Source organism: Paenarthrobacter sp. NPDC092416 (assembly GCF_044755025.1).
Lineage (GTDB): Bacteria > Actinomycetota > Actinomycetes > Actinomycetales > Micrococcaceae > Arthrobacter.
This window is the reverse complement of sequence record NZ_JBIVQG010000007.1, coordinates 1-23,731: the sequence shown is the minus strand read 5'-3', so window position 1 is coordinate 23,731 and position 23,731 is coordinate 1. Positions and strand designations below refer to the sequence as shown.

Here is a 23,731-nt window from a genome sequence, read left to right as displayed (position 1 = left end):
CTGAAGGATAGGCTAGGCGCGTGCCTATTACTAATGAACGCATCGTCTGGATCGACTGCGAAATGACCGGTCTGGACCTCAAGAACGACGCCTTGATCGAGGTCGCAGCCTTGGTGACCGACTCCGAGCTCAATATCCTGGGTGATGGCGTGGACGTCGTCATCAAGCCGGACGACGCAGCGCTGGAACAGATGAACGACTTCGTGCGCGACATGCACACCCGCTCGAAGCTGTTGGATGAACTTCCGCAAGGCAAGACCATGGCTGAAGCCGAGGCGCAGGTGCTTGAGTACATCGAGAAGTGGGTTCCGGATCCCCGTAAGGCTCCCCTCGGAGGCAACTCGGTGGGAACGGACCGGATGTTCCTTGCACGGGACATGCCCAACATCGTCGAACACCTCCACTACCGCGTGATCGATGTCAGCACCATCAAGGAACTCTCGCGCCGCTGGTTCCCTCGGGCGTACTTCCAGTCGCCGGCCAAGCACGGCGGCCACCGCGCCCTGGGCGACATCAAGGATTCCATCGACGAGCTGCGCTACTACAGGGAGGCCGTTTTCGTCCCCGCCCCGGGCCCGGACACAGCGACTGCCCAGCGCATTTCCAAGGACATCATCGCCACAGCCGAGACCCTGGGATCCACGGAAGGGATGTGATCTGCGCCATTTTTGAAGGTTTTTTTGCCGAAACCGGCAAAAGTGGCATTTTCACCTCCAAACAGCAGGTAAGCTATTTGTCGTTGCCTTCACGGAAAGCCGGTCATACGGACTAGCCGATAAAGGCACATGGTGGGCGTAGCTCAGTTGGCAGAGCGCCTGGTTGTGGTCCAGGAGGTCGCGGGTTCAACCCCCGTCGCTCACCCCACCGAGATTGGCTGTAGAGCCGGTTTCCACGAAGGCCGCACCGGTTATCCGGTGCGGCCTTTGTTTTGTTTAGACCCGTATGCGGACCGAACAGTCCGACGCCGGACCAACGAGATCCACTAAGGAAGAACTGACATGACCGTCCTGCCAGTGACCATTTGGGGCGAACCCGTTCTGCACCGCCGGGCGAGCGAAGTCGAGGTGTTCGACGACGAACTCAGGACGCTGATCGCAGACATGTTCGAGACCAACGACGCCGCAAACGGAGTTGGCCTCGCGGCTCCCCAGGTTGGCGTCGGCAAGCGCATCTTCGTCTACAAGTACGCCAATGATGACGATGTTCCGGAACAGGGCGTCCTGGTGAATCCCGTGCTGACCCTGTCCAAAGTCTCGGGCGCCCTCCCTGATCCGGAGGAGGACATTGAAGGGTGCCTGTCATTCCCCGGTGAGCACTATCCACTGCAGCGCGCTGAATGGGCTCGGGTCCAGGGTTTTGACGGCGATGGCAACCCGGTGGACTTCGAGGCCACCGGCTGGTTCGCACGCGTCATGCAGCACGAGTTCGACCATCTCGACGGGAAGCTCTACGTGAACCGCCTCGTTGACCGCTACGCGAAAAAGGCGCTTAAGCAGGCCAAACGAAACGGTTGGGGCGTTCCGGGCCTGACGTGGATGCCCGGCGTCGATCCTGATCCCTTCGGACACTGACCCGCCATGACCGGAACCGGACGTGCTGAGCTCTTCTCGCTCCTTGACATCACCGGCGCCGACGCCGGTGAGTGTCGCCGAATCCTCGCTTCGCCGCCCAACGCATCGGTCCAGCGCGCTCTCGCGGCTCTTGAGGAGCGGCTCGGTACGTTTCCAACGGCGAGCATTACCTCTTCCGACATTAGCGAAGTCGAGTGGGTAGAGGCGTTGCTGCGCTTCGCGCCCGCCGTTCACGAGTACCATCTCGCCCAAGGGGTGGACGCGGATACCTCTGCAGCAACGTTGGCAGACATGGGACTTCAGCTGCGCATTAACAGGCGCGTCCACGGGCAGTTTGGGCTGGACACCTGGGGTTGGCTCACATTGCACATGGCTGGCAATCTCTTCCGGCTCGGCAGGCTGCAGTTCCATTTGGTCCGTGCCGAGGCAAATCAATCAAGCGCAAAGTCGCAGTGGGTGCTCGGAGTGCACATCCCGGAAGACGGCGGGCTCTCGCGCGCCTTGGTTGATGCCAGCTTCGAGGAAGCGAGGTCCTTCTTTGCCCGCTGCTTCCCTGACAAACCAGTGGCAACAGCCACCTGCGATTCGTGGATGCTGGATCCCTACCTTCTCGCCAAGCTGCCCGAGAGCAACATCGCGGGCTTCGCCCGCCGCTTCACGGTGGACCGCTGCACCGATGCGCCCACAGACGCCGTGTACTTCACGTTCCGCCACCGCGGACTCGAGAACCTGGACAGCCTCCCCCGGGAGACGTCCCTCCAACGCGTGGTCTTGGAAAGAATTGACGACGGCGGCACCTGGCAACTGGGTCACGGTCACCTCGCCCTGTAGACGCCGGTCAGCGCCGCCATACTCCTTTGAACGATCGCTCAGGACGCGCGAATGGTTTGTTGACCGGGGCAGGAAGAAAGAACCCGCTTCATGGCTTCCTTCTCGGCGTCCGTGACCCACAATTTATAGGCCGCTTTGACGGAGATTTGGCGTGCAACGTAGTGGCAGCGGAAATTCTTGTTCGCCGGCAACCAGGTAGCAGCATCTCCGGCGCCCTTCTTCACGTTGGCGGGACCGTCGGCGGCGATGAGGTTCAAGGGATCATTCGCGAAGCTCTGACGCTGCGTTGATGACAATCGCTGGGCTCCCTTTTGCCACGCGTCTGCAAGGGCTACCACATGGTCGATTTGTACGGCCGCGCTGGTGTCCTGTCCCCTGTGGAATGACATTCGGACCCCGGTGTACGGCTCGTGAAACTCCCCCGCCGCAACCTTGCATTTGGAACCGGCGGTGAATTCCACGGAGGACAGATCACGACGCAGGATGTCATTGCGCGTATCGCACCCGTTGCGGTCAACGTCCTGCCACGCTTGGCCGAAGGCGGTCCGTTCGTAGTTGTCCTTCGGCGCCCTCCCTTTGACTTCAAGGTGCTCCAAAGCGTCAGCCGCGCTGCCTGCAGGAACGGGGACGGGTTCGGCAACGGACTTCATCCAGACGGGATCGAAAACGGGTGCCTGGCTTGGGCCGGCCACGGACGGCTGCGACGCTTCGAACTGGCCGGTAGTGAAGAACCAAGAGAGCCCACCCACCACTGAGACAGCGATCAGGGCAACAATGGCCCATGCTTGCCTGGCCCGGCGGCGGGCGCGTTTGTAGGCAGTCCAGGTGATACTCAAGGGGCTCCGTCCAATCGGGGTGGATGTTGTCCTTCGAGCGTAGGACAACGCCCCGACAGTCAGAGCCGGTTTCCACAGTGTGTAGGAGAAGTCACACTGTGCAGGTGTTCAGAACCCTGTTTATTGCTCACGCATGACGCGTTGCAGGTCTTCCGCGGCTACCGCAAGAAGCCCACGCAACTGTTCAACACGCTCGGGTGTGACATCGCCTGTGGCATGGCCTGCCACTGCCTGATCCAAGAGCCGTTGGGCTTCTTTGTGGTTGGCGCGTGCTACGTCAAGTGCGTGCTCAAGGGTGGTGTCGTGCTGCAGCGTCGATTCATTTTCCATGAACCCATTTTGGTCAGGTTTCCCGGCTGATACCAGTAACTCAGCCGGGAAACCCGGGATTACTTCTGAGTTAGGCGTTGGCTGCCTGAAGGGCAGCAATCGGTGCAACTACGTCGCGGGCCGGGAACGACGGCGGGTTGACGCCGGCCATTTCCTCCATGACCCGGACCACCTGGCACGAGTAGCCGAACTCGTTGTCGTACCAAACGTAGAGGACAAGGTTCTTGTCGTTGGAGATGGTCGCGAGACCGTCCACGATGCCTGCACGGCGGGAACCGACGAAGTCGGTGGAAACGACATCCGGCGAGTCGATGTAGTCGATCTGCTTGCGCAGTTCAGAGTGCAGCGACATTTCACGCAGGTAGTCGTTGACTTCGTCGCGGGTGGTTCCGTTCTCAAGGTTCAAGTTGAGGATCGCCATGGAAACGTCCGGGGTGGGAACGCGGATGGCGTTACCTGTCAGCTTGCCCTGGAGTTCCGGCAGCGCCTTGGCAACGGCCTTGGCGGCACCAGTTTCCGTAATGACCATGTTCAGCGCTGCGGAACGGCCGCGGCGATCGCCCTTGTGGAAGTTGTCGATCAGGTTTTGGTCGTTCGTAAACGAGTGGACCGTCTCCACGTGGCCATGGATGATGCCGAACTTGTCGTTGATCGCCTTCAGCACCGGGGTGATGGCATTCGTGGTGCACGATGCAGCGGTGACGATCTTGTCGTCGTCGGAGATATCGCGCTGGTTGATGCCGTGCACGATGTTCTTGAGGTCGCCCTTGCCCGGAGCAGTCAGCAGGACGCGGGCAACGCCCTTGCTCTGCAGGTGCTGGGAAAGTCCCTCGGCGTCGCGCCAGCGGCCGGTGTTGTCCACCACCAGGGCATCCTTGATGCCATAAGCGGTGTAGTCCACGGTTGCGGGGTTGTCCGAGTAGATGACCTGGACCTGCACGCCGTTGGCGGTGATCGTGTTGGCTTCTTCATCCACGCGGATGGTGCCCTCGAAGGAACCATGCACGGAGTCACGGCGCAGCAAGCTGGCGCGCTTCACGAGGTCGTTCTCGGCGCCCTTGCGGACAACGATGGCACGCAGGCGCAGGCCGTGGCCACCGCCGGCCTTTTCGATGAGGATGCGGGCCAGGAGGCGACCGATGCGCCCGAAGCCATAGAGCACGACGTCGGTGCTGGTGCGGTCGTCAGCGCCGCGTTTGCCTACGATTTCAGCGAGTTCGGCGCGAAGGAACTCATCCAGCGACGCGCCGGCTGCCTCGGCCCGGAACTTCTCCGTCAGGCGGGCGATGTCAATGGCTGCAGCGCCGAGCTCAAGTTCCGCCAAGGCGTTCAACAGGGGTGCGGTCTCTTCGAGCAGGAGCTCGGTGTTGCTCATCCGGCGCGCAAAGCGGTGTGCCTTCAGGATGTTCATGGTCGACTTGTTGATCAGGCTCCGGCCGTGGATGCTGGTGACCACGTTGTTTTCCCGGTACAACCGGCCGATTACCGGAATCATGGCCTCGGCGAGAGCCTCCCGGCCCATCCACTTATCAAGACAAGAATCTGACGTCTGGCTCACAGAACTACCTTCCTTGGGTCAACCACATACGTCCTCGTATGCAGATGGCAGCGGCCGCCCGGAGTAATCCTGCGGCACATGCGCCAGCGGGCTTCGGTCCACCCACAGCGCCTTGAACGAGAGCAAAGAAAATCCGCCGGCTGCGAACGCAGTCCCGGCGGCAGAACATCTACGTTCAATAACCATTCTAGGGCGGAAGAAAGGGCTACAGGCGGCCCGGAGGCGTGAAATCACTCACACAGCAGTGATCCACACGGTCACAAACGGGTGGGATGGCGCAGCACCAAGCTTGGCAAAGCCCGATTGCGTCCGCATCGACATACGGTTCTGACTATTGCCTGCCGACCCCTTGTGGTGGATGGGTTGACCGATACGCCGGGTTCTGTCATCCCCTGCCGTTGCCGGCAAGGGAGTAGCGGCCATCCATCTACGAACGCCGTTGCCGACGCCCTCAAGCAGCCTACCCGGACACTCGGGCGAGCAGCCCTCAAACGTGCCCTGTCTGGCCTTGCTCCGGGTGGGGTTTACCTAGCCTCCCCGGTCACCCGGGGAGCTGGTGGTCTCTTACACCACCGTTTCACCCTTACCTGCTGCCACGTGATGCAAACATCACGCAGCGCAGGCGGTCTGTTTTCTGTGGCACTGTCCTGCGGGTTACCCCGAGTGGGCGTTACCCACCACCCTGCTCTGCGGAGCCCGGACGTTCCTCGAGCCACTTGCGTGACGCGCGGCCGCCTGGTCAACCCATCCGCCGTCCAGTCTACCGGCGTCGAAGCCTGCTCCTGTCCCCGGTAATATCGACTGGTGCTGATTCTGCTGCCGCCCTCTGAAGGCAAGACCCCCGCCATCCATGGTCCCGCCGTTGATTGGGAATCCCTGAGCTTTCCCGAGCTGAACCCGTACCGTGCAAAGGTGCTGGAATCGTTGGGCACGGTCAGCGCGCACGAGGACGCCCTCGCCCTGCTGGGCGTTGGCGCATCGCTGAAGGACGACGTCGAACGTAATACGCGACTGCACGCCGAACCCGCTGCACCCGCCCACCAGGTCTACTCCGGTGTCCTGTACGACGCTCTTGGCTATAACTCAATGACGCCTGCGCAACGCCGTAAGGCCACCGAATCTGTTCTGGTGGTTTCCGCTCTGTGGGGCGCAATCGGCTTTGGCGACCACGTCCCGGCCTACCGGCTTTCCATGGGAACTGCTTTGCCCGACGTCGGACGCCTCGCCACTTATTGGAAGCCTCAGTTGAACGCTGCCCTCGCCAGGCGCTCCGAAGGGGAACTTCACGTGGACTGCCGCTCCAGTACTTACGCGGCGGCGTGGGCTCCCCCGGCTGCGCAGACCGTCACCATCAATGTGTTCAACGAGGCAAACGGCAAACGCACCGTGGTCAGCCACTTCGCCAAGCACACCCGCGGTGAACTTGCCCGCCACCTTCTCACCCGGCGCGGCAAGGCGCCGGCGAGTCCTGAACAACTGCTGAAGGCTGCCAGTGAGATGTGGACTGCGGAACTTGTGGCGGGAACGGCGCGCAAGCCGCACGCGCTCAACATCATCCTGTCGAGCTAGACCACCAACAAATTTTTAGTTCCACTCCGCCGAACGGACCAGGATCACGCCGGAATCGGGGCAGAAGACAATCTCATCCTCGGAAGCGGCTTTCACTTCGGCGAGGTCTCCGGGGCTCAGCATCATGCCCGACCCTTCGGACTTGCCGTGGAACAGCCGGGCGGCCCCTACGCCACGCTTGGCGATCGTCTTCTCATAAACAGCCAACATTCCGGCGTCAAGCGACTCCGCGAATGCGGCCCGTTGGCCGCGAACCGTGGTTTCCTCGGCAACGATCTCAGCGATGGCTGCATCGAGTTCGGCGCGGATGCTGCCGAAGGATCCCTGGATATCGTCGACGATTGCCTGCTGCGCCGCTTGGCGTTCGCGGAGCGTATCCAGGCGCTCCAGGATTTCCAGCTCAACATCTTCCAAGTCCGAACGGCGCTTGTTCAGTGATGCAATGTCGCTCTGCAAAGCGACGAGGTCCTTCGACAAACCTGTTCCGCTGTTGAGCCTGGCTTCGTCACGTTCGATGCGTGAGGCCACTTGTTCGACGTCGGCCTCCGAACGCCGCAGCTCTGCCTCGGCGTCGTGGACGGCAACCTTCGCCGTGCCCAGTTCACCATTGGCAACGTTGAGCGCATCGCGCAGGTCCGTGATCCGCGGATCCGTCTCCAGCACCCTTCGGCGGCCGGCCAAGGATTTGAGCTTGGCGTCCAGTCCCTGCAGTTCAAGCAATTTCAACTGTTCTGCCGGTGCTGCTTTCGCCACGCTTAACCTCCGCTTGTTGCCGCCGGGCCTGGGGATTCAGTTCCGGCCGGACAGCTTGAATGTGTTGAGACTGTCCGTATCTTTCTAGACTCTAGTCCCCGCCGGGAGTGAGTATGAAGTCCCAAGGATCGCTGTTGGTGCTGCTCACGCGGATTTCGACGTCGTAGCCTTGGTCCGCGAGCACGTTGCCAAGGGCTTCGGCGGCTGCGGGCAGCCACAGCCATTCACTGGCAAAATGCGAAACGTCAATCAAGTAGGGACGGCCGTTGACGGCACCTTCACGCGCCTCCGACGCCGGATGATGGCGCATGTCCGCCGTAACGTAGACGTCCGCTTGGCTCGCCCGGACAGCATCAAACAGGCTGTCTCCGGCGCCACCGCAGACGGCTACCCGCCGCAACAACCCGTCCTTGTCTCCTGCCACCCGGACACCGCCGGCCACCGCCGGGAGCATCCCAAAGACCCTGGCGGCAAAATCGCCCAACGTCATAAGTTCGGGAAGATCACCAACCCTGCCGATCCCCTCCTCCGGCAACCCGTTGGCGGCGCTGGTCAGGGGCGTGACGTTTTCCAGGCCAAAGGCGTCGGCCAGAACGTCAGAAACGCCTCCGACCGCTGAATCGCCGTTCGTGTGGACTGTCAGCAACCCCGTTCCCGCCTCGATCAAACGGTGAACGGCGAGACCCTTCGCAGTGGTTGCTGCCACCGAGTTCACGCCTTTAAGGAGTAAGGGGTGGTGGGTGATCAGCAATTCGGCACCCCACTCGATGGCCTCATCGATGACCGCCAACGTGGGATCCACGGCGAAGAGGACCTTGGTGACCGGTGCATTGGGGCGTCCAACCACCAGGCCGACCTCATCCCAGTCCTCGGCAAGCGACTCAGGCCACAGCTCCTCTACGGCCAGCAAAACCTGGCCCAGGGTGGGGTCTTCGATTGCTTCAACGCCACCGGCATCATCGCCGGAATCCGCGTCCGGGATTGCGGTGTCTACAGCTTCCATACTCTTATTCTTACCTATTCCATCCGGCTCGGTCCGAACAGGTCTTCCCGGCACCTCCCCGATGCCGTCATGTTCCCGTAAGGTATTGCGGGAATCATCGGACCCTCCGATCCATTGAAGAGAACATGAAAACTTTTGTGCTTGGCGGTGGCTGCTTCTGGTGCCTCGATGCTGTTTACCAGAAGACCCGCGGCGTCAGTTCCGTCGTCTCCGGCTATACGGGGGGCCATGTCCGCAACCCTGACTACTACGAGGTCTGTTCGGGGACCACAGGCCACGCGGAAGTGGTTGCCGTGACCTTCGACGAATCGGTCGTCCCTGAAGAAGTCATTCTGGACATGTTCTTCGCACTCCACGATCCCACCACCCTGAATCGTCAGGGCTACGACGTCGGTACCCAATACCGTTCGTCCATGTTCTATACGACCACCGAAGAAAAGATCCTGTTCGAGGAAGCAATCGAACGGGCACAGGCCCTCTGGTCCCACCCGATTGTGACTGAAGTGGTGCGCCTTCCCGAGTTCTACGAGGCCGAGGAAATCCACCAGGACTACTACGCCAAGTTCCCGTATCAGGGGTATTGCCAGGTGATTATTAATCCCAAGCTCGCGAAGGCACGGAAATATTACTCTGCATGGCTAACTGCTTAGCAGGGTTTCGATCCTGCTGGTTAGGCTGACCTCAGCATTCCCTCTTGAGAGATAGGCAATAATTTCATGGCAAGGATCTACGACGACGTCACCCAGCTGGTCGGCCGCACTCCGCTGGTCCGCTTGAACCGGCTGACTGAAGGACTTGAAGCGACCGTTGCGGTCAAGCTCGAGTTCTACAACCCGGCCAACAGCGTGAAGGACCGCATTGGCGTGGCCATTGTTGACGCCGCAGAAAAGTCCGGTGCCCTGAAGCCGGGCGGAACCATCGTCGAAGGCACGTCCGGCAACACCGGAATCGCCCTCGCCCTGGTTGGCGCCGCGCGCGGTTACAAAGTCATCCTGACCATGCCGGAAACCATGTCCACGGAACGTCGTGTCATGCTCCGCGCCTACGGTGCAGAAATTGTGCTGACCCCGGGTTCCGAGGGCATGCGCGGTGCCGTTGAGAAGGCCCAGGAAATTGTTGCCAACACCGAGAACTCGATCTGGGCGCAGCAGTTCGCCAACCCGGCCAACCCCGAGATCCACCGCAGCACCACGGCTGAGGAAATCTGGGCGGACACCGACGGCAAAGTGGACATCTTCGTTGGCGGCGTCGGCACCGGCGGTACCGTCACCGGCGTCGGGCAGGTTCTGAAGGAACGCAAGCCGGAAGTTCAGATCGTTGCGGTCGAACCCAAGGACTCCCCGATCCTGAACGGCGGCACCCCCGGCCCGCACAAGATCCAGGGTCTGGGCGCCAACTTCGTCCCTGAAGTCCTGGACACCAACGTCTACGACGAAGTCCTTGACGCCACCCTTGAAGACTCCGTGGCAACCGCCCGCGCTCTGGGTTCCAAGGAGGGTGTCCTCGCTGGTATCTCCGGCGGCGCAGCAGTCTGGGGTGCCCTGGAACTCGCAAAGCGTCCGGAAAACAAGGGCAAGCTCATTGTGGTGATCGTTCCTGACTTCGGTGAGCGCTACATCTCCACCGTGCTGTTCGATGACATCCGCGGCTAACACAACGCCTGCACGCATTCATTTCCTGTAGAAAGGTCTTTGTGAGCTTCTTCGCAAGACTTAAGGAAGACCTCGACGCCGCCCGGTCACACGACCCGGCGGCTCGAGGTTCTTTTGAGAACTTTTTCGCATACTCCGGGCTGCACGCCATCTGGGCGCACCGCCTCACGCATAAGCTGTGGCAGAATCCGGCGCTGCGCTTTCCGGCGCGCCTGATTTCGCAGCTGGCACGGTTCCTGACCGGCATTGAGATCCATCCGGGAGCGACGATTGGTCGCCGCTTCTTCATCGACCACGGCATGGGCGTCGTTATTGGCGAGACGTCGGAAATCGGTGAGGATGTGATGATCTACCACGGGGTTACCCTGGGCGGACGCTCACTGGCCAAGGTGAAGCGGCACCCGACCATCGGCGACCGCGTGACCATCGGCGCCGGTGCCAAGGTTCTGGGTCCCATCACGATCGGCGCGGACAGCGCTATCGGCGCAAACGCCGTCGTCGTGAAGGATGCACCACCGGAATCCATCATTACGGGCATTCCCGCCACGTGGCGTCACCGCGACGCGCGGTCGGAAACCAAACCGGCAGTCGACCCGGCTGAGTACTACATCGAATATCGGATCTAGCCGGCGATCCTCTTGTAGAGGCTCCAGAAGGCTGCGTCAAAGGCGCGGTCCGGAAGAACTCTTCGCATCGCCAAGACGCTCCAGGCACCCCTGCCCACCGGGTAGCGGGTCCTGGGGCGTCGTGCTGTGGCCGCCCGGACGATCGCCTTCGCCACCACGCGCGGCGGCGTAGCCAGCGCTTGCCCCGACGTTGATGCCAGAGCCGCTGCAACTATGCGGGCCTGCGCCGAATACGGTCCCCCACCCGAGGTGACCAACAGTCCCTCGCCCGCAATGGTTCCCCATTCGGTGTCGGTTCCGGAAGGTTCAATAACGACGACGTCGATGCCGTGCGGTTTCAGCTCCAGGCGCAGGGAATCGCTCATTCCCTCGACGGCGAATTTCGTGCCGTGATACCAGGCGCCCAACGGCTCATAGATCTTGCCGCCAATTGAGGAGACATTGATGATACGGCCGGAGCCGGCGCTCCGCATCCCGGGTATCACCAGTTGCGTCATCCTCGCCAGGCCCAAGACATTGACCTCGAACTGGCGCCTGCCTTCGTCCAGCGGAACCTCTTCCAATGAACCGTACGAGCCGTACCCTGCGTTGTTCACCAAGACGTCAACACGCCCGTGGGCAGCCTCCACCAAGCTCACGGCGGACGCCCTGGATTCCTCGTCCGTGACGTCCAGGCCAAGGACGGTGACCCCCAGGGCTTTCAAGGGCTCCATTTTCCCGACCCGGCGAGCACCGGCATAAACCGTGAACCCTGCAGCGCTGAGGGCGATGGCCGATTCGAAGCCGATACCCGTGGATGCTCCGGTGACAAGGGCGATGCGTTGGGTCATGGTGTTGTCCTTGGCTGGTTGCGACCGCGCCGGCTTCCGACACGGCAAAGGCCGGTTCCTCCCAGCGTATCGGGGAGGAACCGGCCTTTGGGGTAGCCGTATTAGTGGGTGTCGACTGCCGAGATTTCGGACTTGTCTTCGCCCCACAGGGTGTGGAACGTGCCCTCGGCGTCAACGCGACCGTACGTGTGTGCACCGAAGAGGTCACGCTGGCCCTGGATCAGGGCAGCGGCAACGCGCTTGCGGCGAAGGCCGTCGTAGTAGGCCAGCGAGGAGGAGAACACCGGTACCGGGATGCCCAGCTGGACAGCCGTGGCCACCACGCGGCGCCACGCCGGAAGGGCCTCGGCGATCGCCTGGGTGAAGGCCGGTGCGAACAGGAGGTTGGCCGGCTTCTCTTCAGCGGCGTAGGCCTTGGTGATGTCCTTGAGCAGCTCTGCACGGATGATGCAGCCCGCACGCCACAGGGAAGCGATCTCGTCCAGCTTGAGGTCCCAGCCGTATTCCTTGGCAGAGGAGGTCAGCATGTCCATGCCCTGGGCGTAGGAGACCAGCTTGGAGGCATACAGGGCCTGGCGGACGTCCTCGACGAAGGTTTCGGGGATTTCCACGGAAGCTTCCGCGCCGGCGAGCAGTTCCTGGCCGAGTTTGCGCTGCTCAGCCTGGGAGGACAGTGCACGGGCGAATACGGACTCGGCGATGCCGGAGACCGGGGAGCCGAGCTCCAGTGCGGAAATGACCGTCCAGCGTCCGGTGCCCTTCTGGCCTGCGGCGTCAACCACAACGTCAACGAACGGCTTGCCGGTCTTGGCGTCAACGTGGCCCAGGACCTCTGCGGAGATTTCGATCAGGAAGGAAGACAGGTCGCCCTTGTTCCACTCGGTGAAGATCTTGGCCTGCTCTGCGGGCTCGATGCCGGCACCGGAACGGAGGAGGTCGAATGCTTCACCGATGACCTGCATGTCGGCGTATTCAATGCCGTTGTGGACCATCTTGACGAAGTGACCGGCACCGTCGGTGCCAACCCATGCGCAGCAGGGCTCGCCGTCGACCTTGGCGGAAATCTTCTCCAGCAGCGGGCCGAGGGCGTCGTAGGACTCCTTGGAACCACCGGGCATGATGGACGGGCCGTTCAGCGCGCCTTCTTCACCACCGGAAACACCAACACCCACAAAGTGGAGGTCCTTCTTGGCGAGAGCAGCTTCCCGACGACGGGTGTCCTCGTAGTGCGAGTTGCCGGCGTCGATGATGATGTCGCCAGCCTCCAGCAGGGGTTCGAGCTGCTCGATGACGTTGTCAACGGGAGCGCCTGCCTTGACCATGATGAGGACGCGGCGGGGCTTTTCGAGGGAGTCGACGAGTTCCTGCAGCGTTTCCGTGCGGATGAAATCGCCGTCCGTGCCATGCTTTTCCAGCAGAGCGTCAGTCTTTTCCACGGAGCGGTTGTGGAGTGCCACGGTGAAGCCGTTGCGTGCAAGGTTGCGGGCCAGGTTGGCGCCCATCACCGCAAGGCCGGTGACACCGATGTGTGCTGACATCAAAACTCCAATTCGATCGTGTGCAAACAGTCCTGCGGACATGCAGGACGCGAATTCAAAACCAGGGGCTGTAATAAACCATACGTATTTAAGCCGTGAGCGGGAAAGCGGCGCCCACGTTTTGGAACGGCGCCACGTCACAAACAGTCTATGATGACGCGCGCGTTCAAGAGGCTGGCGGCGACGGTGTGCATCGTCGCCACCGGGCACGCAGGAGCTCCGCGCGCCACTATGCTTACCACTATGTCGACCAGCCTCCACCACCGCGCCGTTGAGCACCTGGGGACCCGCATCGTGGGCGGATCCCTCCCTACCGGCCACGTCATGCTGGCAGAGCATCTGGAAGATGAACTCAATGTTTCGCGTTCAGTGGTTCGCGAAGCAGTCCGTGTACTGCAGTCGCTTGGACTTGTTGAGACCATCAAGCGTGTGGGCATCCGCGTTCTTCCTGCCCACCGGTGGAATCCGTTCGACCCTCTCGTTATCCGTTGGCGCTTGGCAGGCGAGGGTCGCGGCGCCCAGTTGCGGTCACTCGCGGAACTGCGCTCCGCCGTCGAGCCCGTTGCTGCCGAACTTGCGGCAGGAAACGCTCCCGAAAGCCTCCGCCAGGAACTGGTGGACATTTCACTGGCGATGAAGGAAGCCGGCGACGCCGGCGACATGCCCCGGTTCCTCGGCCTCGACATCCGGTTCCATGCTTTGGTGTTGTCCGGCTCGGGCAACGAGATGTTCGCCAACCTGATCGGCCAGGTCACGGAAACCTTGACCGGTCGCACCGTGCATGGCCTCATGCCGGAGCACCCGCAGGCGCAGGCCCTGCAATGGCACATGGATGTAGCCCACGCCATCGATGCCGGCGACGGCCAACAGGCCAGGGAAGCATCAGCCAAGATCATGCGTCAGACGATCGCGGAGCTGGCGCCCAGCTGGAGCGACCAGCCCCGCGTCTTCGTGCCGGTGGCTAAGAGCTAGTTGCCCTCGGCGTTGTCGGCCTGGAAGTTCAGCAGGACCTTGCCGGATTCGGCAGAGTTCTTGGCCACTTCAAAAGCCTCCAGTCCGTGGGCGAGGTCGAATTCATGCGTCACTACGGGGTCCACATACAGCGAGCCGTCCGCCAGCGCTGCGATGACGTCGTCTATTTCGTCGTTGAATCGGAAGGATCCCACCAGTTCCAGTTCGCGGGTGATTGCGAGCGAAATGAACACCGGCTGCGGTCCGGACGGAAGAAGTCCCACCATGACCACCTTGCCACCCCGCGTGGCGCCCTTGATGGCCGAGGCGAGGCCGTAGTGGCTCCCCGAGGATTCAATGACGACGTCGGCATCCACTGCCGCAATGGCCTCTGCTTCGTCGCCCTTCAGGACAGCATCGGCGCCCACGGCGCGCGCAATCTCCAACGGCTTGTCATGCATGTCGACGGCGACAATCCGGGCCGCGCCGGCACGCTTCAGGACGGCGACAGTCAGTGCACCGATGGGGCCACTGCCGATCACGAGGGCGGTCTTTCCGGCGACATCCCCAGCGCGGGCCACCGCGTGCCATGCAACGCTGGCGGGCTCAACCAAGGCAGCGGTGCGCAGATCCAGGGCCTCCGGGAGAACACGCAGCATCCTTGATGGCAGGTTTGCGTAGCGGCTAAAGGCGCCATCCGTGTGCGGATACCGTGCCGCGCTACCCAGATACGTGCAGCCTGGGGAAAGGTTGGGCCGGTCCTCCGGGTAGCGGACGTCGCCGGGCGCCGGGGTTGCCGGGTGGACAGCTACAGGGGTTCCCACGCCAGGGCCGGAACCGTCGGCTGCTTGCTGGACAACCACGCCCACAATCTCATGGCCCAGGACCATGGGCGCCTTCAGGATGGACTCGCCGGCCGCGCCGTGCAACCAGTAATGGAGATCCGAGCCGCAGATACCGCCGTATGCGATTTCGACGATCGACTCGTCCGCAGCCGGTGTGGTCAGCGGAATGTCTTCGATCCGCAGGTCACCTTTTGCATGGGCGACGACTGCAGGACCGGATGCGGGGAGGTTGATGCCCATCAGACCACCACCGTCATTCCGCCGTCGACGAAGATCGTCTGGCCGTTGACGAAGTTGGACGCCTGCGACGCAAGCCAAACGGTGGGACCTGCAAGGTCGGCAACCGTTCCCCAGCGGTTGGCCGGAGTCCGTCCGAGAATCCAGGAGTTGAACGCCTCGTCATCCACCAGGTTCTGCGTCATTTCGGTGTGGATGTAGCCCGGGGCGATGCCATTGATCTGCAGCCCGGAAGCTGCCCATTCTGCAGTCATGGCCCGCGTCAGGTTACGGAGTCCGCCCTTGGCGGCAACGTAAGGAGCAATGGTGGGGCGGGCGAGGTCGGTCTGTACGGAGCAGATGTTGATGATCTTGCCCCGGCCTCGGGGAATCATGTGCCGGGCGGCTTCGCGGCCCACCAGGAACGCACTGGTGAGATCCGTGGTGATCACCCTGTCCCAATCCTTGACGTCCAGGTCAAGCATGGGAACGCGGTGCTGGATCCCGGCGTTATTGACCAGGATGTCCAGGGGGCCAACGTTGCCCTCGATCCAGGCCACGCCCTCGGCAGCTGATGCGGCATCCGTCACATCGAACGCCCGGCTGAGGACACGGCCGTCGGGGTAGTCGGCAGCCATGGCCGTGTGGGCCGATTCCAGCCGTTCAGGGTTGATGCCGTTAAGTACCACCGTGGCACCCGCATCAGCCAAACCCCTGGCCAAAGCATTGCCGATCCCCCGGCTGGATCCAGTGACCAGAGCGATGCGCCCGGTCAGATCGAATAGTCCACTCATGATGTGATGTCTTTCCTTCTTGGTTGGTGCTGGGGCTTAGTTGGCGGTTGCTGTCTGGTTCAGGTTGGCAATCGCCTGCCGAACCACGGTGAGGTCCTGGTCTCCAAGTCCTTGGCGTTTGAGTTCGGCGTAGAGCTCAATGGCCGCATGGGCCATGGGCACCGCGGAGCCAACGGCTTCGGCGCTTTGGACAACGAACGCAAGGTCCTTGTGCATGAACTTTGCGGGTCCGGTAGGCGTGTAGTCCTTCGCGGCGAGGCGGGGGCCAGCCAACTCGAGGACCCGGCTGCCGGCCAAACCGCCGGCGAGGACCTCATAGAGGGCCGCCACATCCATGCCCGAGCGTTCGGCCAGTTCCGCGGCCTCGGCGAGTGCCGCCGTCGTTGTCCCAACGATGAGTTGGTTGCAGGCCTTGGCGAGGGAGCCGGAGCCCAGCAATCCCATGCGGCGGACGGTGGTTCCCATGGTTTCGAAAAGGGGGCGCAGCCTGTCAAAGTCAGACTCCGTCGCTCCCACCATGATGGCAAGCGTGCCGTTCTGCGCGCCGGTGGTGCCGCCGCTGACCGGCGCATCAACCACCACGGCATTGCCTCCACTCGCCTCGTGGACAGTTTTGCCGAAAAGCCGGACTGCAGTCGGAGAGACACTGCTCATCACGACGACGGCGGTACCCGGCTTGGGCGGTTCGGCCCGCCACGCCTTGAGCAGTCCCGCGGCGGCGTCTTCGATGAACGACAGATCCGGCAGCATGAAGATGATCGCTGACTCGTCCCGTAACTGGGCGACATTTTCGGCCCGGTGGACTCCCGGAAGTCCGGCAAACGCGGCGTCGGATCGATTCCATGCGGTCACCTCCCACCCTGCTCCGGCGATGTTGGCAGCCATGGGGGCTCCCATGAAGCCCAATCCCACGAAACCCACACGTTCGTTGGTCATGATGGGTAACACCTCACTTCGTTGTGGTCATCTGGAAGAAATCTGTTCAATATCCTAGCCGCCATTCAGTATGATGAACACTATGACGACTGATGAACTTACCATCGCGATCGCTGTGCCGCTCGAAGCTGAGCATGTGGAGCGTATCCGCGCCGTAGATCCCTCCGTAACAGTTCTCTACGAACCCGAGCTGTTGCCACCCGAGCGATTCCCTGCCGACCACGCCGGCGATCCGGATTTCAAGCGCACTCCCGAGCAGGAAGAACGCTATTGGGCGATGCTCAACCGCGCGCAGATCCTCTATGGCCTGCCGAATGAAAGCCCGGCCGGACTTGCAAGGATCGCCCGGAGCAACCCGCACCTTCAGTGGATCCACGCCATGGCAGCGGGCGCCGGCGGAGCCGTCAAGGCATCCGGGCTGGACACTGAGACGCTCCAGAAGTTCCACGTCACTACCTCGGCCGGCGTCCACGCCCTCCCTTTGGCAGAGTTCTCCGCTTTCGGCATCCTCAACGGCTTCAAGCGCAGCGCCGAAATGGCACGCGACCAGGCAGCGAAGGTCTGGCCGGAACTGAGGACGCCCACCAAGCTGGTCAACGGCTCGAAGCTGGTGATCACAGGCCTCGGCGAAATCGGCATGGAAACGGCACGCATCGCCCGCGCCCTCGGAATGAAAGTCAGCGGCACCAAACGAAACGTCGAGGCGATCGAAGGCATCGACCAAGTGACGGACAACAATGGCCTGGCCGGCCTGCTCGCTGATGCCGACGCCGTGGTCAACACACTCCCTGGCACGCCGTACACAGAGAAGCTCTTCAACAGGGACGTTTTCTCGGCCATGAAGCCCGGAACGGTTTTCGTCAACGTCGGCCGCGGAACAGTGGTGGACGAGGAAGCCCTCCTGGAGGCCCTCGACAACGGCCAGGTCTCCTACGCCTGCCTCGACGTCTTCGCCGTTGAACCACTCCCGCAGGAAAGCCCCCTGTGGAACCACCCGCAAGTACTGGTTTCCCCGCACACCTCGGCCCTCAGCTCGGCAGAAAACCGACTCATTGCCGAACGGTTCTGCAGCAACCTGCGGACGTTCATCGATGGCGGCGAGCTCCCGCACCTGGTGGACCCCATCCACTTCTACTAAGCCTCGGCAGGCTTTGCCACAAAAGGCTCCGATCCTCACGGGTCGGAGCCTTTTGTGTTCCTGGGGACATTGGCCAGCGACCACGTGACGGCGGATGAGGGATGGCGGGCTCAGGCTTGGCTGCGTTCCGGGGACCGGGCATGTGTACTGGTCTCTGAGCATTGGCCTGGGGGCTTTGGGCTGTGAGCACTGGCCTGTCGGCCTTGGGCTCTCCGCCAACGCCAAACGGCGGCTCCTTCCTGGAAGGAGCCGCCGTTGAGGCTTGGGACAAGCGAAGTCGCTACTTTGCGTCCTCGAGCGCACGGAGGTCGCGGCCAGCCGTTTCCGGCGTGAAGAACGTCGTCACAAAGGAAATGAGTGCAAGGACCAGAGAGTAGACCGCCAGAACCACCCACGAGTTGGCCGTGGCGGCCAAGAGAACAGCACCAAGCAGGGGCACCAGGCCCCCAGCGAGAACGGCGGAGATCTCCCGGCTCATGGCAACTCCGGTGAACCTGTACTGCGAGCCAAACAGCTCGGGCAGGAGCGGACACTGCGGGCCCAGCATGGACTGAACGCCCAATGCAATACCAACCACCATGACAGCCCAAACAAGCGTCACGTTGCCCAGCGTGACAAGGTAGAAGGCCGGAATTGCGAACACCGCCTGGAACAGAGCCCCGTAACGGTAAACGCGCACTCGACCAAAGCGGTCAGACAGAGCTCCGAAGGTCACCACCATAACAGCGGCAAAGCCTGCGGCGATCAGCAGCCCAACCGGCCCAATGAATTTATCACCGGGGAACACACCACCCTTGACGGACAAGAAGGAGATGAGGAGTGCGGAGTAGATCGACGAGTTGCCGTTCTCACCCATCCGCAGACCGATTCCTACGAGGACATTCTTCTTGGAGTGCCTCCAAAGCTCACCAACCGGGTTTTTGGCCACGTTCTTGTGCTTTTCCAACTCCTGGAAGACTGGAGTTTCCTTGAGTCGGAGACGGATGAAGACTGCCACGATGATGAGCACGAAGCTGGCGAGGAATGGTACGCGCCACAGCCAGGCCTCAAACGCACCGTCATTCGACAACTGCAGCAGGGCAAAGGTACCGGCGCCCAGCAATGTTCCGAGCTGAATACCCACAAACGGCAACGACGCAAAGAAACCGCGTCGACGGCGCGGAGCTACTTCGGAGATCAGCGTCGTTGCTCCGGCCTGCTCGGCACCGGCACCAAGGCCTTGAATGATGCGCAGGACGACCAACAGGACTGCCCCCAACATTCCCGCCTGCTCGAACGTTGGGAGCAAGCCGATGGCGAAGCTCGCCAACCCCATCATTCCGATAGTCAGGAGAAGGACCATCTTCCGGCCGAATCGATCTCCAATGAATCCGAAGAAGATGCCACCGAACGGCCGCGCAGCGAAGCCGACACCATAGGTGGCGAACGACGCAATCAACGCGCCACTCTCGCCCAACGGCTTGAAAAACAACGGCCCGAAGATCAAGGCCGAGGCCAGGCCGTAGATGTAGAAGTCGTAGTACTCCAGAGCGGAGCCTACTGAGCTGGCCAGCGTCGCCCGTCGAAGCTGTTCCGGCTCAACAACAGCATCGTCAGCCTCAACTGCGAGCTTTGCATTAGTACGAGTTGTCACAAGCACTCCCTCAAAATCACCCCAAGGCCCCCGTTGGCCTGGCGAGATAGCGATGGCATCACCGCCAAGATCACTATGATGAACAGCGTACAGCTAGTTGAACTCACTGCCAAGGTAGTAATCAGATTTATTCAACTTGGAGAGATTGTGACGCGCGGCACTGACCGACTAACCCATGGGGTTGCCCAGCGACCTGGCAAGCTCCTTAAGTTCCTTGACCATGAGGGCGCCCTGCTCCTCTGAATACGTGGCCTTCAGTGCCGTTACGGACAGGCCCAGGCTGGGACCGTGCGCGCCGTGTGTTGGCACGGGGACGGCGAGGCAGACGACGCCGACGGTCGACTCTTCGTCCTCGAAGGCAAAGCCCTGCTTTCGAATGGTGGAGATTTGGGCTTTCAGTTCCTCCGCGGTGCGCAGCGAGTTGGGGGTCATGACAGGAAGTTCCATTCCGTCCGGGAACATGGCTTCGATGTCATGATCATGCAATTGCGCCAAGAGCGCCTTGCCGACACTGCAGAGCGAGACGGGCATCTTGTCGCCGATATTGGACGTCAACCTGACGGCCGGATGCCCCTCGTAACGCGCCAGGTAGATGACGTGGTCACCATCCAGCATTGCAATGCGGACCGTCTCGCCGGAGAGCGTTGGCGCTTGCTCGCAGTACTTGTAGAACTCCTGCACCTCATCCAGGCGGCTCAAATACGCAGCGCCAAGTTCCACCAGCTTGCGCCCCAAAGCAAAGTCCGCACCCTGCCGCGTAATCAGCCGCGCTTCTTCAAGGGCCAGCAGGAGATTGGACGTGGATGACTTGGGGATTCCAAGCTCCCTGGACAAGTCACTCAGCGTCAATCGTCCCGACGGCGACTCCGCCAAGGCTTCAAGAACCGCGGCGGCGCGGGTCACGGCAGGGGCCGGCGATGAGGCGCCCAACCCCTCAGAGCGGGTGGTGCGGGAATCGGCCATGATTCTCCTTCGTCAAGACAAACCGGCTGTTCATTCTGCTGAACAGTAACCATCATAGTGTCAGTGGGCGGACATCCGGAGGGAAACCCATCGACATTAGCGACACACAAGACGCACAGGGCGTCCTTGCTTTCCAAAACCCAAGAGTTCGCTGTATATTCATTTTCGAGCTCTCCACCGCGGCATCCCCCAATAGTCGTGGTGGAGAGCTCATCCATTTCCCCGGCGAGCTACGCTGACGAACTACGCCGCAGCGATCTCCGCAGAGCGCAGACGCCAGCCTCCTCCGGTTCCATCCCGCACCAATTCCCAGGTCGCCAAAGCTGAGCGGGGATTGGCACCCAAGCGCACTTGGACCTGCCACACCTCAACGTCCACGCGACCCCCACCTCTGGGCATGCGGCTCGATCCCTCCCACCAGCTCACCCGCTCAAACCAGCGGACGGGATCCACCGCAATCTGCCACTCCGTTTGGCCGCGCACCACGGCGATGGGGATCCCACCCGGCGTCAGCCGAACATATACGTGCTCCATGGATTGAAACCCTAGACACCACCTCTGACATTCAGAGGCCGTCGGGGAGCACGGCAGCTGGAAACGAAAAAGCCCCGCCGTTCCTTGCCGGACAGGCTTGGAATGACGGGGTTTCCGAGTGGGTCCTACCGGGATCGAACCGATGACATCCACGGTGTAAACGTGGCGCTCTACCAGCTGAGCTAAAGACCCAAATCGTTGTTTCAGTGCCTCAGCGCTTCAACCAACGAACAATGACTCTACATGATGATTCGGGTGAAACACCAATCGGCGATCAGGCGGCCGGAAGATCAGGCAATTCCCGGGAAAGAAAGTCCAGCGCGCCGCTGACTCCCAACTCAAGTTTCAGGGCTGCAAAGGCATCGCCACGCGTAAGTCCCCTGTTGATGATCACTACGGGTTTACCCACCTTGGCGGCATGGCGAACGAACCTCAGGCCACTCATGACGGTCAACGAGGACCCTGCCACAAGAAGCGCAGCCGCATCATCCACCATGGCGTAGGCACGTTCGACGCGGTCCTTGGGCACGTTCTCGCCGAAGTAGACAAAATCCGGCTTCAGCGTTCCGCCGCAGACTGGACACACCGCCATGACGAATGACCTGATGAGTTCAGGGTCTTCGACCGTCGCATCAGCATCAGGAGCCATCTCTACTTCAGCGGCCTGCAGGGCGGCCGAAAGGAAGCCGGGGTTGATCTCCTCGAGAATGGCCGCAAGGAGGTGCCTGGAAAAAACGTGTCCGTGCTCCAGGCAGATAACACGGTCATACCTGCCATGCAGATCCACCACGTTGAGGCTTCCGGCATCCTCGTGCAGCCGGTCGACATTTTGGGTGATGAGACCAGTCAGGAGGCCCCGGCTCTCCATGCGTGCGACGGCGACATGGCCGGAATTCGGGTCGGCGTGCCTCAGGTGGGACCACCCAATGTGGTTCCGGGCCCAGTACCGCCTGCGGTTTGCCAGGCTTCCAGTGAATTCCTGATACGTCATGGGCTTTCTCGGTGCCGAGCCCGGCCCCCTGTAATCGGGAATTCCTGAGTCTGTGCTGAGACCGGCCCCTGTGAGTACCGCAAGCTTCTTGCCGCCAAGGATATCCACGGCTTGCTCGAGGGAATTAACTTCGTCCGGAGCCAGCGCGACAGGGGCGGCCGGCTCCATGCTGGCGAAGCCCGTCGTGCCAACCCCCGGCCGCACCTGGCTCACCAGCAGCTACCCAGCCAACGCCGCGAGTGCCCGGCGGTACTCGGCGAGCTCCCGTGCTTGTCCGCGTGGGTTGACCACCACATATCGGACGGTTCCTGCGGCGTCAATAATGAACGTTCCCCTCAGTGCCATTCCGCTCCGGGCATCGAACACGCCATATTCCTGCGCAACAGCTCCATGCGGCCAGAAATCGGCCAAGAGGTCGAATTCATATCCTTCTTGCTCCGCATAGGCGCGCAGGGTGAACTTACTGTCCACCGAGATTGCCAACACCGTGGCGTTGGCGTCTTCGAAGACTGCGAGATTGTCGCGAATCTCACACAGTTCACCCGTGCAGATGCCAGAGAAAGCGAAGGGATAAAACACGACGACGACGTTCCGGCCCCTGAAATCAGACAACCGGACGGGCTCGCCATGTTGGTTCAGCAGTTCGAAATCCGGCGCTGCCTGCCCCACTGCAGGGACAGTGGCGGGGGCAGGCGCAACAGCCTGCTGGACTTCGATCACTTGTTCTTCTTTCGCGCCACCAAACGTGTGGCGCTCCAATCCTTTGAGACACCTGCGGATGTCGTGAGGTGCAGACCAGCCGGGGGCGCGGCCTCTTGGATGTCGGCAGGCGACACGTAGTTGTCGCGGCCCGACTTCGGAGTCAGGACCCATACAACTCCGCCCTCGGTCAGCGTGGTGAGCGAGTCCATCAAGGCATCAACCAGGTCTCCATCGCCGTCACGCCACCAGAAAATTACTGCATCCACGACGTCGTGATCGTCTTCATCCAGCAACTCGGAGCCCGTGACATCTTCAATGTCGTCGCGCAAGTCGAAATCGACGTCCTCGTCGTAGCCGCGTTCCTGAATCAGATCCCCATCTTTGAAACCCAATCTTTCCGCCACATTTACCGATGTGGCGGCGTCGGCCTCGCTCACGTTTCCTCCTCTTGAAGTGACTTCCATTACTAACAGCCAACACCCTTTGGGCGTGTGCTTCAAGCCATTGTCCCTGCGATCGGCCATATTCCGCACTACCCACGGCATTTCGAACGTGTGACAATCCCGTGGCATCCGTCACGTACAGCGCTTGGGTGTGACATACAACGCCCCATGGGCCTCGCGGCTACGCATCGCAGCGTCGTCAAAGCTAGAGTGGCCATGAGCGCTTTGGCTGCAGGGCGATCGCCCCGAAGAATTTTACTGGGCAGCCATGCGCTCACAAGACCTGCCCGGCGCATCCGACCGGGCTGTTGAAACCGAGATGTCGCACACGACGCGTTCATGACGGGCAGTTACCCTGCCGGACCTGAGGCGCCGATGAATGCGCCTAAAGGAAGGTTGGACGTGGCTGCAGGAGAAGAGACCTCACACATCCTCAGCGGGTTGACTGCCCAGCTGCCTGATCGTGATCCGGAAGAGACCGCGGAGTG

25 protein-coding genes, 2 tRNA genes and 1 other RNA gene are annotated in these 23,731 nt (G+C 61.6%); 10 read left to right on the top strand and 18 right to left on the bottom strand.

Annotated elements, in window-relative coordinates; all coding sequences use genetic code 11:
- Positions 1-20 precede the first annotated feature (20 nt).
- From orn to ACIQC5_RS14045, 4 genes are all read left to right on the top strand, one after another.
- Positions 21-656 carry an oligoribonuclease gene (gene orn / locus ACIQC5_RS14060; RefSeq protein ID WP_400283291.1) on the top strand — a complete coding sequence of 212 codons (636 nt, stop codon included), beginning with the start codon at positions 21-23 and terminating at the stop codon, positions 654-656.
- Positions 657-788: 132 nt separating this feature from the next.
- Positions 789-864: transfer RNA gene (locus tag ACIQC5_RS14055), tRNA-His, on the top strand.
- 134 nt (positions 865-998) lie between these two features.
- The gene (gene def, locus ACIQC5_RS14050) at positions 999-1,571 is read left to right on the top strand and encodes a peptide deformylase (RefSeq protein WP_400283289.1); all 573 of its coding nucleotides are present in this window, start codon (positions 999-1,001) and stop codon (positions 1,569-1,571) included.
- Positions 1,572-1,577: 6 nt separating this feature from the next.
- Complete coding sequence (locus ACIQC5_RS14045) at positions 1,578-2,402, top strand: acyltransferase domain-containing protein (RefSeq protein ID WP_400283287.1); 825 nt, start codon at positions 1,578-1,580, stop codon at positions 2,400-2,402.
- A gap of 38 nt (positions 2,403-2,440) precedes the next feature.
- Here ACIQC5_RS14045 and ACIQC5_RS14040 read toward each other — a convergent pair whose 3' ends face one another.
- The 4 genes from ACIQC5_RS14040 to rnpB form a co-directional block, all read right to left on the bottom strand.
- On the bottom strand, positions 2,441-3,238 hold the full coding sequence (locus tag ACIQC5_RS14040; RefSeq protein WP_400283284.1) for an HNH endonuclease family protein: 798 nt from the start codon (positions 3,236-3,238) through the stop codon (positions 2,441-2,443).
- A 120-nt stretch (positions 3,239-3,358) separates the two neighbouring features.
- Complete coding sequence (locus ACIQC5_RS14035; RefSeq protein WP_400283281.1) at positions 3,359-3,568, bottom strand: hypothetical protein; 210 nt, start codon at positions 3,566-3,568, stop codon at positions 3,359-3,361.
- A gap of 70 nt (positions 3,569-3,638) precedes the next feature.
- Complete coding sequence (locus ACIQC5_RS14030; RefSeq protein ID WP_400283277.1) at positions 3,639-5,126, bottom strand: glyceraldehyde-3-phosphate dehydrogenase; 1,488 nt, start codon at positions 5,124-5,126, stop codon at positions 3,639-3,641.
- Between the two features lie 355 nt (positions 5,127-5,481).
- Positions 5,482-5,873: RNase P RNA component class A (gene rnpB / locus ACIQC5_RS14025), an RNA gene on the bottom strand.
- 57 nt (positions 5,874-5,930) lie between these two features.
- On the opposite strand from rnpB, the gene ACIQC5_RS14020 reads away from it, so the two are divergent.
- Positions 5,931-6,695 (top strand): YaaA family protein, encoded by a 765-nt coding sequence (locus tag ACIQC5_RS14020; RefSeq protein WP_400283274.1) that lies wholly within the window; start codon positions 5,931-5,933, stop codon positions 6,693-6,695.
- A gap of 15 nt (positions 6,696-6,710) precedes the next feature.
- Here ACIQC5_RS14020 and ACIQC5_RS14015 read toward each other — a convergent pair whose 3' ends face one another.
- Together ACIQC5_RS14015 and ACIQC5_RS14010 are read right to left on the bottom strand one after the other, a co-directional pair.
- Positions 6,711-7,448: a zinc ribbon domain-containing protein gene (locus ACIQC5_RS14015; protein WP_400283272.1), complete on the bottom strand. Its 738-nt coding sequence runs from the start codon at positions 7,446-7,448 to the stop codon at positions 6,711-6,713.
- A gap of 91 nt (positions 7,449-7,539) precedes the next feature.
- Positions 7,540-8,451: a Nif3-like dinuclear metal center hexameric protein gene (locus tag ACIQC5_RS14010; RefSeq protein ID WP_400283269.1), complete on the bottom strand. Its 912-nt coding sequence runs from the start codon at positions 8,449-8,451 to the stop codon at positions 7,540-7,542.
- Positions 8,452-8,576: 125 nt separating this feature from the next.
- Between ACIQC5_RS14010 and msrA the strand changes: the two genes are divergently transcribed.
- The 3 genes from msrA (at position 8,577) to epsC (ending at position 10,729) form a co-directional block, all read left to right on the top strand.
- Positions 8,577-9,101 (top strand): peptide-methionine (S)-S-oxide reductase MsrA, encoded by a 525-nt coding sequence (gene msrA / locus ACIQC5_RS14005; RefSeq protein WP_400283267.1) that lies wholly within the window; start codon positions 8,577-8,579, stop codon positions 9,099-9,101.
- 66 nt (positions 9,102-9,167) lie between these two features.
- Complete coding sequence (gene cysK / locus ACIQC5_RS14000; RefSeq protein WP_400283265.1) at positions 9,168-10,103, top strand: cysteine synthase A; 936 nt, start codon at positions 9,168-9,170, stop codon at positions 10,101-10,103.
- Between the two features lie 41 nt (positions 10,104-10,144).
- Positions 10,145-10,729, top strand: a complete 585-nt coding sequence (epsC, locus tag ACIQC5_RS13995; protein WP_400283263.1) for a serine O-acetyltransferase EpsC — start codon at positions 10,145-10,147, stop codon at positions 10,727-10,729.
- On the opposite strand, the gene ACIQC5_RS13990 is transcribed toward epsC, so the two are convergent.
- Together ACIQC5_RS13990 and gndA are read right to left on the bottom strand one after the other, a co-directional pair.
- Positions 10,726-11,559: an oxidoreductase gene (locus ACIQC5_RS13990; protein WP_400283260.1), complete on the bottom strand. Its 834-nt coding sequence runs from the start codon at positions 11,557-11,559 to the stop codon at positions 10,726-10,728. The two genes, epsC and ACIQC5_RS13990, sit on opposite strands and share 4 nt — an antisense overlap.
- A 101-nt stretch (positions 11,560-11,660) precedes the next feature.
- Positions 11,661-13,097, bottom strand: coding sequence for an NADP-dependent phosphogluconate dehydrogenase (gene gndA, locus ACIQC5_RS13985; RefSeq protein ID WP_400283258.1), 1,437 nt, complete (start codon positions 13,095-13,097; stop codon positions 11,661-11,663).
- 243 nt (positions 13,098-13,340) lie between these two features.
- Between gndA and ACIQC5_RS13980 the strand changes: the two genes are divergently transcribed.
- Positions 13,341-14,069, top strand: a complete 729-nt coding sequence (locus tag ACIQC5_RS13980) for a FadR/GntR family transcriptional regulator (protein WP_400283255.1) — start codon at positions 13,341-13,343, stop codon at positions 14,067-14,069.
- Here ACIQC5_RS13980 and ACIQC5_RS13975 read toward each other — a convergent pair.
- The 3 genes from ACIQC5_RS13975 to ACIQC5_RS13965 are packed head-to-tail and all read right to left on the bottom strand — an operon-like array spanning position 14,066 to position 16,839.
- Positions 14,066-15,133: an L-idonate 5-dehydrogenase gene (locus ACIQC5_RS13975; protein ID WP_400283253.1), complete on the bottom strand. Its 1,068-nt coding sequence runs from the start codon at positions 15,131-15,133 to the stop codon at positions 14,066-14,068. The genes ACIQC5_RS13980 and ACIQC5_RS13975 overlap by 4 nt on opposite strands.
- On the bottom strand, positions 15,133-15,903 hold the full coding sequence (locus tag ACIQC5_RS13970) for an SDR family oxidoreductase (protein WP_400283250.1): 771 nt from the start codon (positions 15,901-15,903) through the stop codon (positions 15,133-15,135). Before ACIQC5_RS13970 ends, ACIQC5_RS13975 begins: the two co-directional genes overlap by 1 nt.
- A 36-nt stretch (positions 15,904-15,939) precedes the next feature.
- Positions 15,940-16,839: an NAD(P)-dependent oxidoreductase gene (locus ACIQC5_RS13965; protein WP_400283247.1), complete on the bottom strand. Its 900-nt coding sequence runs from the start codon at positions 16,837-16,839 to the stop codon at positions 15,940-15,942.
- Positions 16,840-16,909: 70 nt separating this feature from the next.
- Between ACIQC5_RS13965 and ACIQC5_RS13960 the strand changes: the two genes are divergently transcribed.
- On the top strand, positions 16,910-17,977 hold the full coding sequence (locus ACIQC5_RS13960) for a D-2-hydroxyacid dehydrogenase (protein WP_400283245.1): 1,068 nt from the start codon (positions 16,910-16,912) through the stop codon (positions 17,975-17,977).
- 280 nt (positions 17,978-18,257) lie between these two features.
- On the opposite strand, the gene ACIQC5_RS13955 is transcribed toward ACIQC5_RS13960, so the two are convergent.
- The 7 genes from ACIQC5_RS13955 to ACIQC5_RS13925 form a co-directional block, all read right to left on the bottom strand.
- Positions 18,258-19,616 carry an MFS transporter gene (locus ACIQC5_RS13955; protein WP_400283242.1) on the bottom strand — a complete coding sequence of 453 codons (1,359 nt, stop codon included), beginning with the start codon at positions 19,614-19,616 and terminating at the stop codon, positions 18,258-18,260.
- 162 nt (positions 19,617-19,778) lie between these two features.
- On the bottom strand, positions 19,779-20,573 hold the full coding sequence (locus ACIQC5_RS13950) for an IclR family transcriptional regulator (protein WP_400283239.1): 795 nt from the start codon (positions 20,571-20,573) through the stop codon (positions 19,779-19,781).
- Positions 20,574-20,816: 243 nt separating this feature from the next.
- Positions 20,817-21,107 (bottom strand): hypothetical protein, encoded by a 291-nt coding sequence (locus ACIQC5_RS13945; protein WP_400283237.1) that lies wholly within the window; start codon positions 21,105-21,107, stop codon positions 20,817-20,819.
- Positions 21,108-21,226: 119 nt separating this feature from the next.
- Positions 21,227-21,299: transfer RNA gene (locus ACIQC5_RS13940), tRNA-Val, on the bottom strand.
- 82 nt (positions 21,300-21,381) lie between these two features.
- Positions 21,382-22,311, bottom strand: a complete 930-nt coding sequence (locus ACIQC5_RS13935) for an NAD-dependent protein deacetylase (RefSeq protein WP_400283234.1) — start codon at positions 22,309-22,311, stop codon at positions 21,382-21,384.
- A 6-nt stretch (positions 22,312-22,317) separates the two neighbouring features.
- Positions 22,318-22,818 (bottom strand): peroxiredoxin, encoded by a 501-nt coding sequence (locus ACIQC5_RS13930; protein WP_400283231.1) that lies wholly within the window; start codon positions 22,816-22,818, stop codon positions 22,318-22,320.
- On the bottom strand, positions 22,815-23,237 hold the full coding sequence (locus ACIQC5_RS13925; protein WP_400283229.1) for a DUF3052 domain-containing protein: 423 nt from the start codon (positions 23,235-23,237) through the stop codon (positions 22,815-22,817). The genes ACIQC5_RS13930 and ACIQC5_RS13925 overlap by 4 nt, the downstream gene beginning before the upstream one ends.
- Positions 23,238-23,731 lie beyond the last annotated feature (494 nt).

What these genes read in the sequence shown, in the direction of transcription:
- def (WP_400283289.1), top strand. Translation starts at nt 999, where the DNA reads ATGACCGTCCTGCCAGTGACCATTTGGGGCGAACCCGTTCTGCACCGC.
- ACIQC5_RS14045 (WP_400283287.1), top strand. Translation starts at nt 1,578, where the DNA reads ATGACCGGAACCGGACGTGCTGAGCTCTTCTCGCTCCTTGACATCACC.
- ACIQC5_RS14035 (WP_400283281.1), bottom strand. Translation starts at nt 3,568, where the DNA reads ATGGAAAATGAATCGACGCTGCAGCACGACACCACCCTTGAGCACGCA.
- ACIQC5_RS14010 (WP_400283269.1), bottom strand. Translation starts at nt 8,451, where the DNA reads ATGGAAGCTGTAGACACCGCAATCCCGGACGCGGATTCCGGCGATGAT.
- msrA (WP_400283267.1), top strand. Translation starts at nt 8,577, where the DNA reads ATGAAAACTTTTGTGCTTGGCGGTGGCTGCTTCTGGTGCCTCGATGCT.
- cysK (WP_400283265.1), top strand. Translation starts at nt 9,168, where the DNA reads ATGGCAAGGATCTACGACGACGTCACCCAGCTGGTCGGCCGCACTCCG.
- ACIQC5_RS13990 (WP_400283260.1), bottom strand. Translation starts at nt 11,559, where the DNA reads ATGACCCAACGCATCGCCCTTGTCACCGGAGCATCCACGGGTATCGGC.
- gndA (WP_400283258.1), bottom strand. Translation starts at nt 13,097, where the DNA reads ATGTCAGCACACATCGGTGTCACCGGCCTTGCGGTGATGGGCGCCAAC.
- ACIQC5_RS13980 (WP_400283255.1), top strand. Translation starts at nt 13,341, where the DNA reads ATGTCGACCAGCCTCCACCACCGCGCCGTTGAGCACCTGGGGACCCGC.
- ACIQC5_RS13975 (WP_400283253.1), bottom strand. Translation starts at nt 15,133, where the DNA reads ATGGGCATCAACCTCCCCGCATCCGGTCCTGCAGTCGTCGCCCATGCA.
- ACIQC5_RS13970 (WP_400283250.1), bottom strand. Translation starts at nt 15,903, where the DNA reads ATGAGTGGACTATTCGATCTGACCGGGCGCATCGCTCTGGTCACTGGA.
- ACIQC5_RS13965 (WP_400283247.1), bottom strand. Translation starts at nt 16,839, where the DNA reads ATGACCAACGAACGTGTGGGTTTCGTGGGATTGGGCTTCATGGGAGCC.
- ACIQC5_RS13960 (WP_400283245.1), top strand. Translation starts at nt 16,910, where the DNA reads ATGATGAACACTATGACGACTGATGAACTTACCATCGCGATCGCTGTG.
- ACIQC5_RS13950 (WP_400283239.1), bottom strand. Translation starts at nt 20,573, where the DNA reads ATGGCCGATTCCCGCACCACCCGCTCTGAGGGGTTGGGCGCCTCATCG.
- ACIQC5_RS13945 (WP_400283237.1), bottom strand. Translation starts at nt 21,107, where the DNA reads ATGGAGCACGTATATGTTCGGCTGACGCCGGGTGGGATCCCCATCGCC.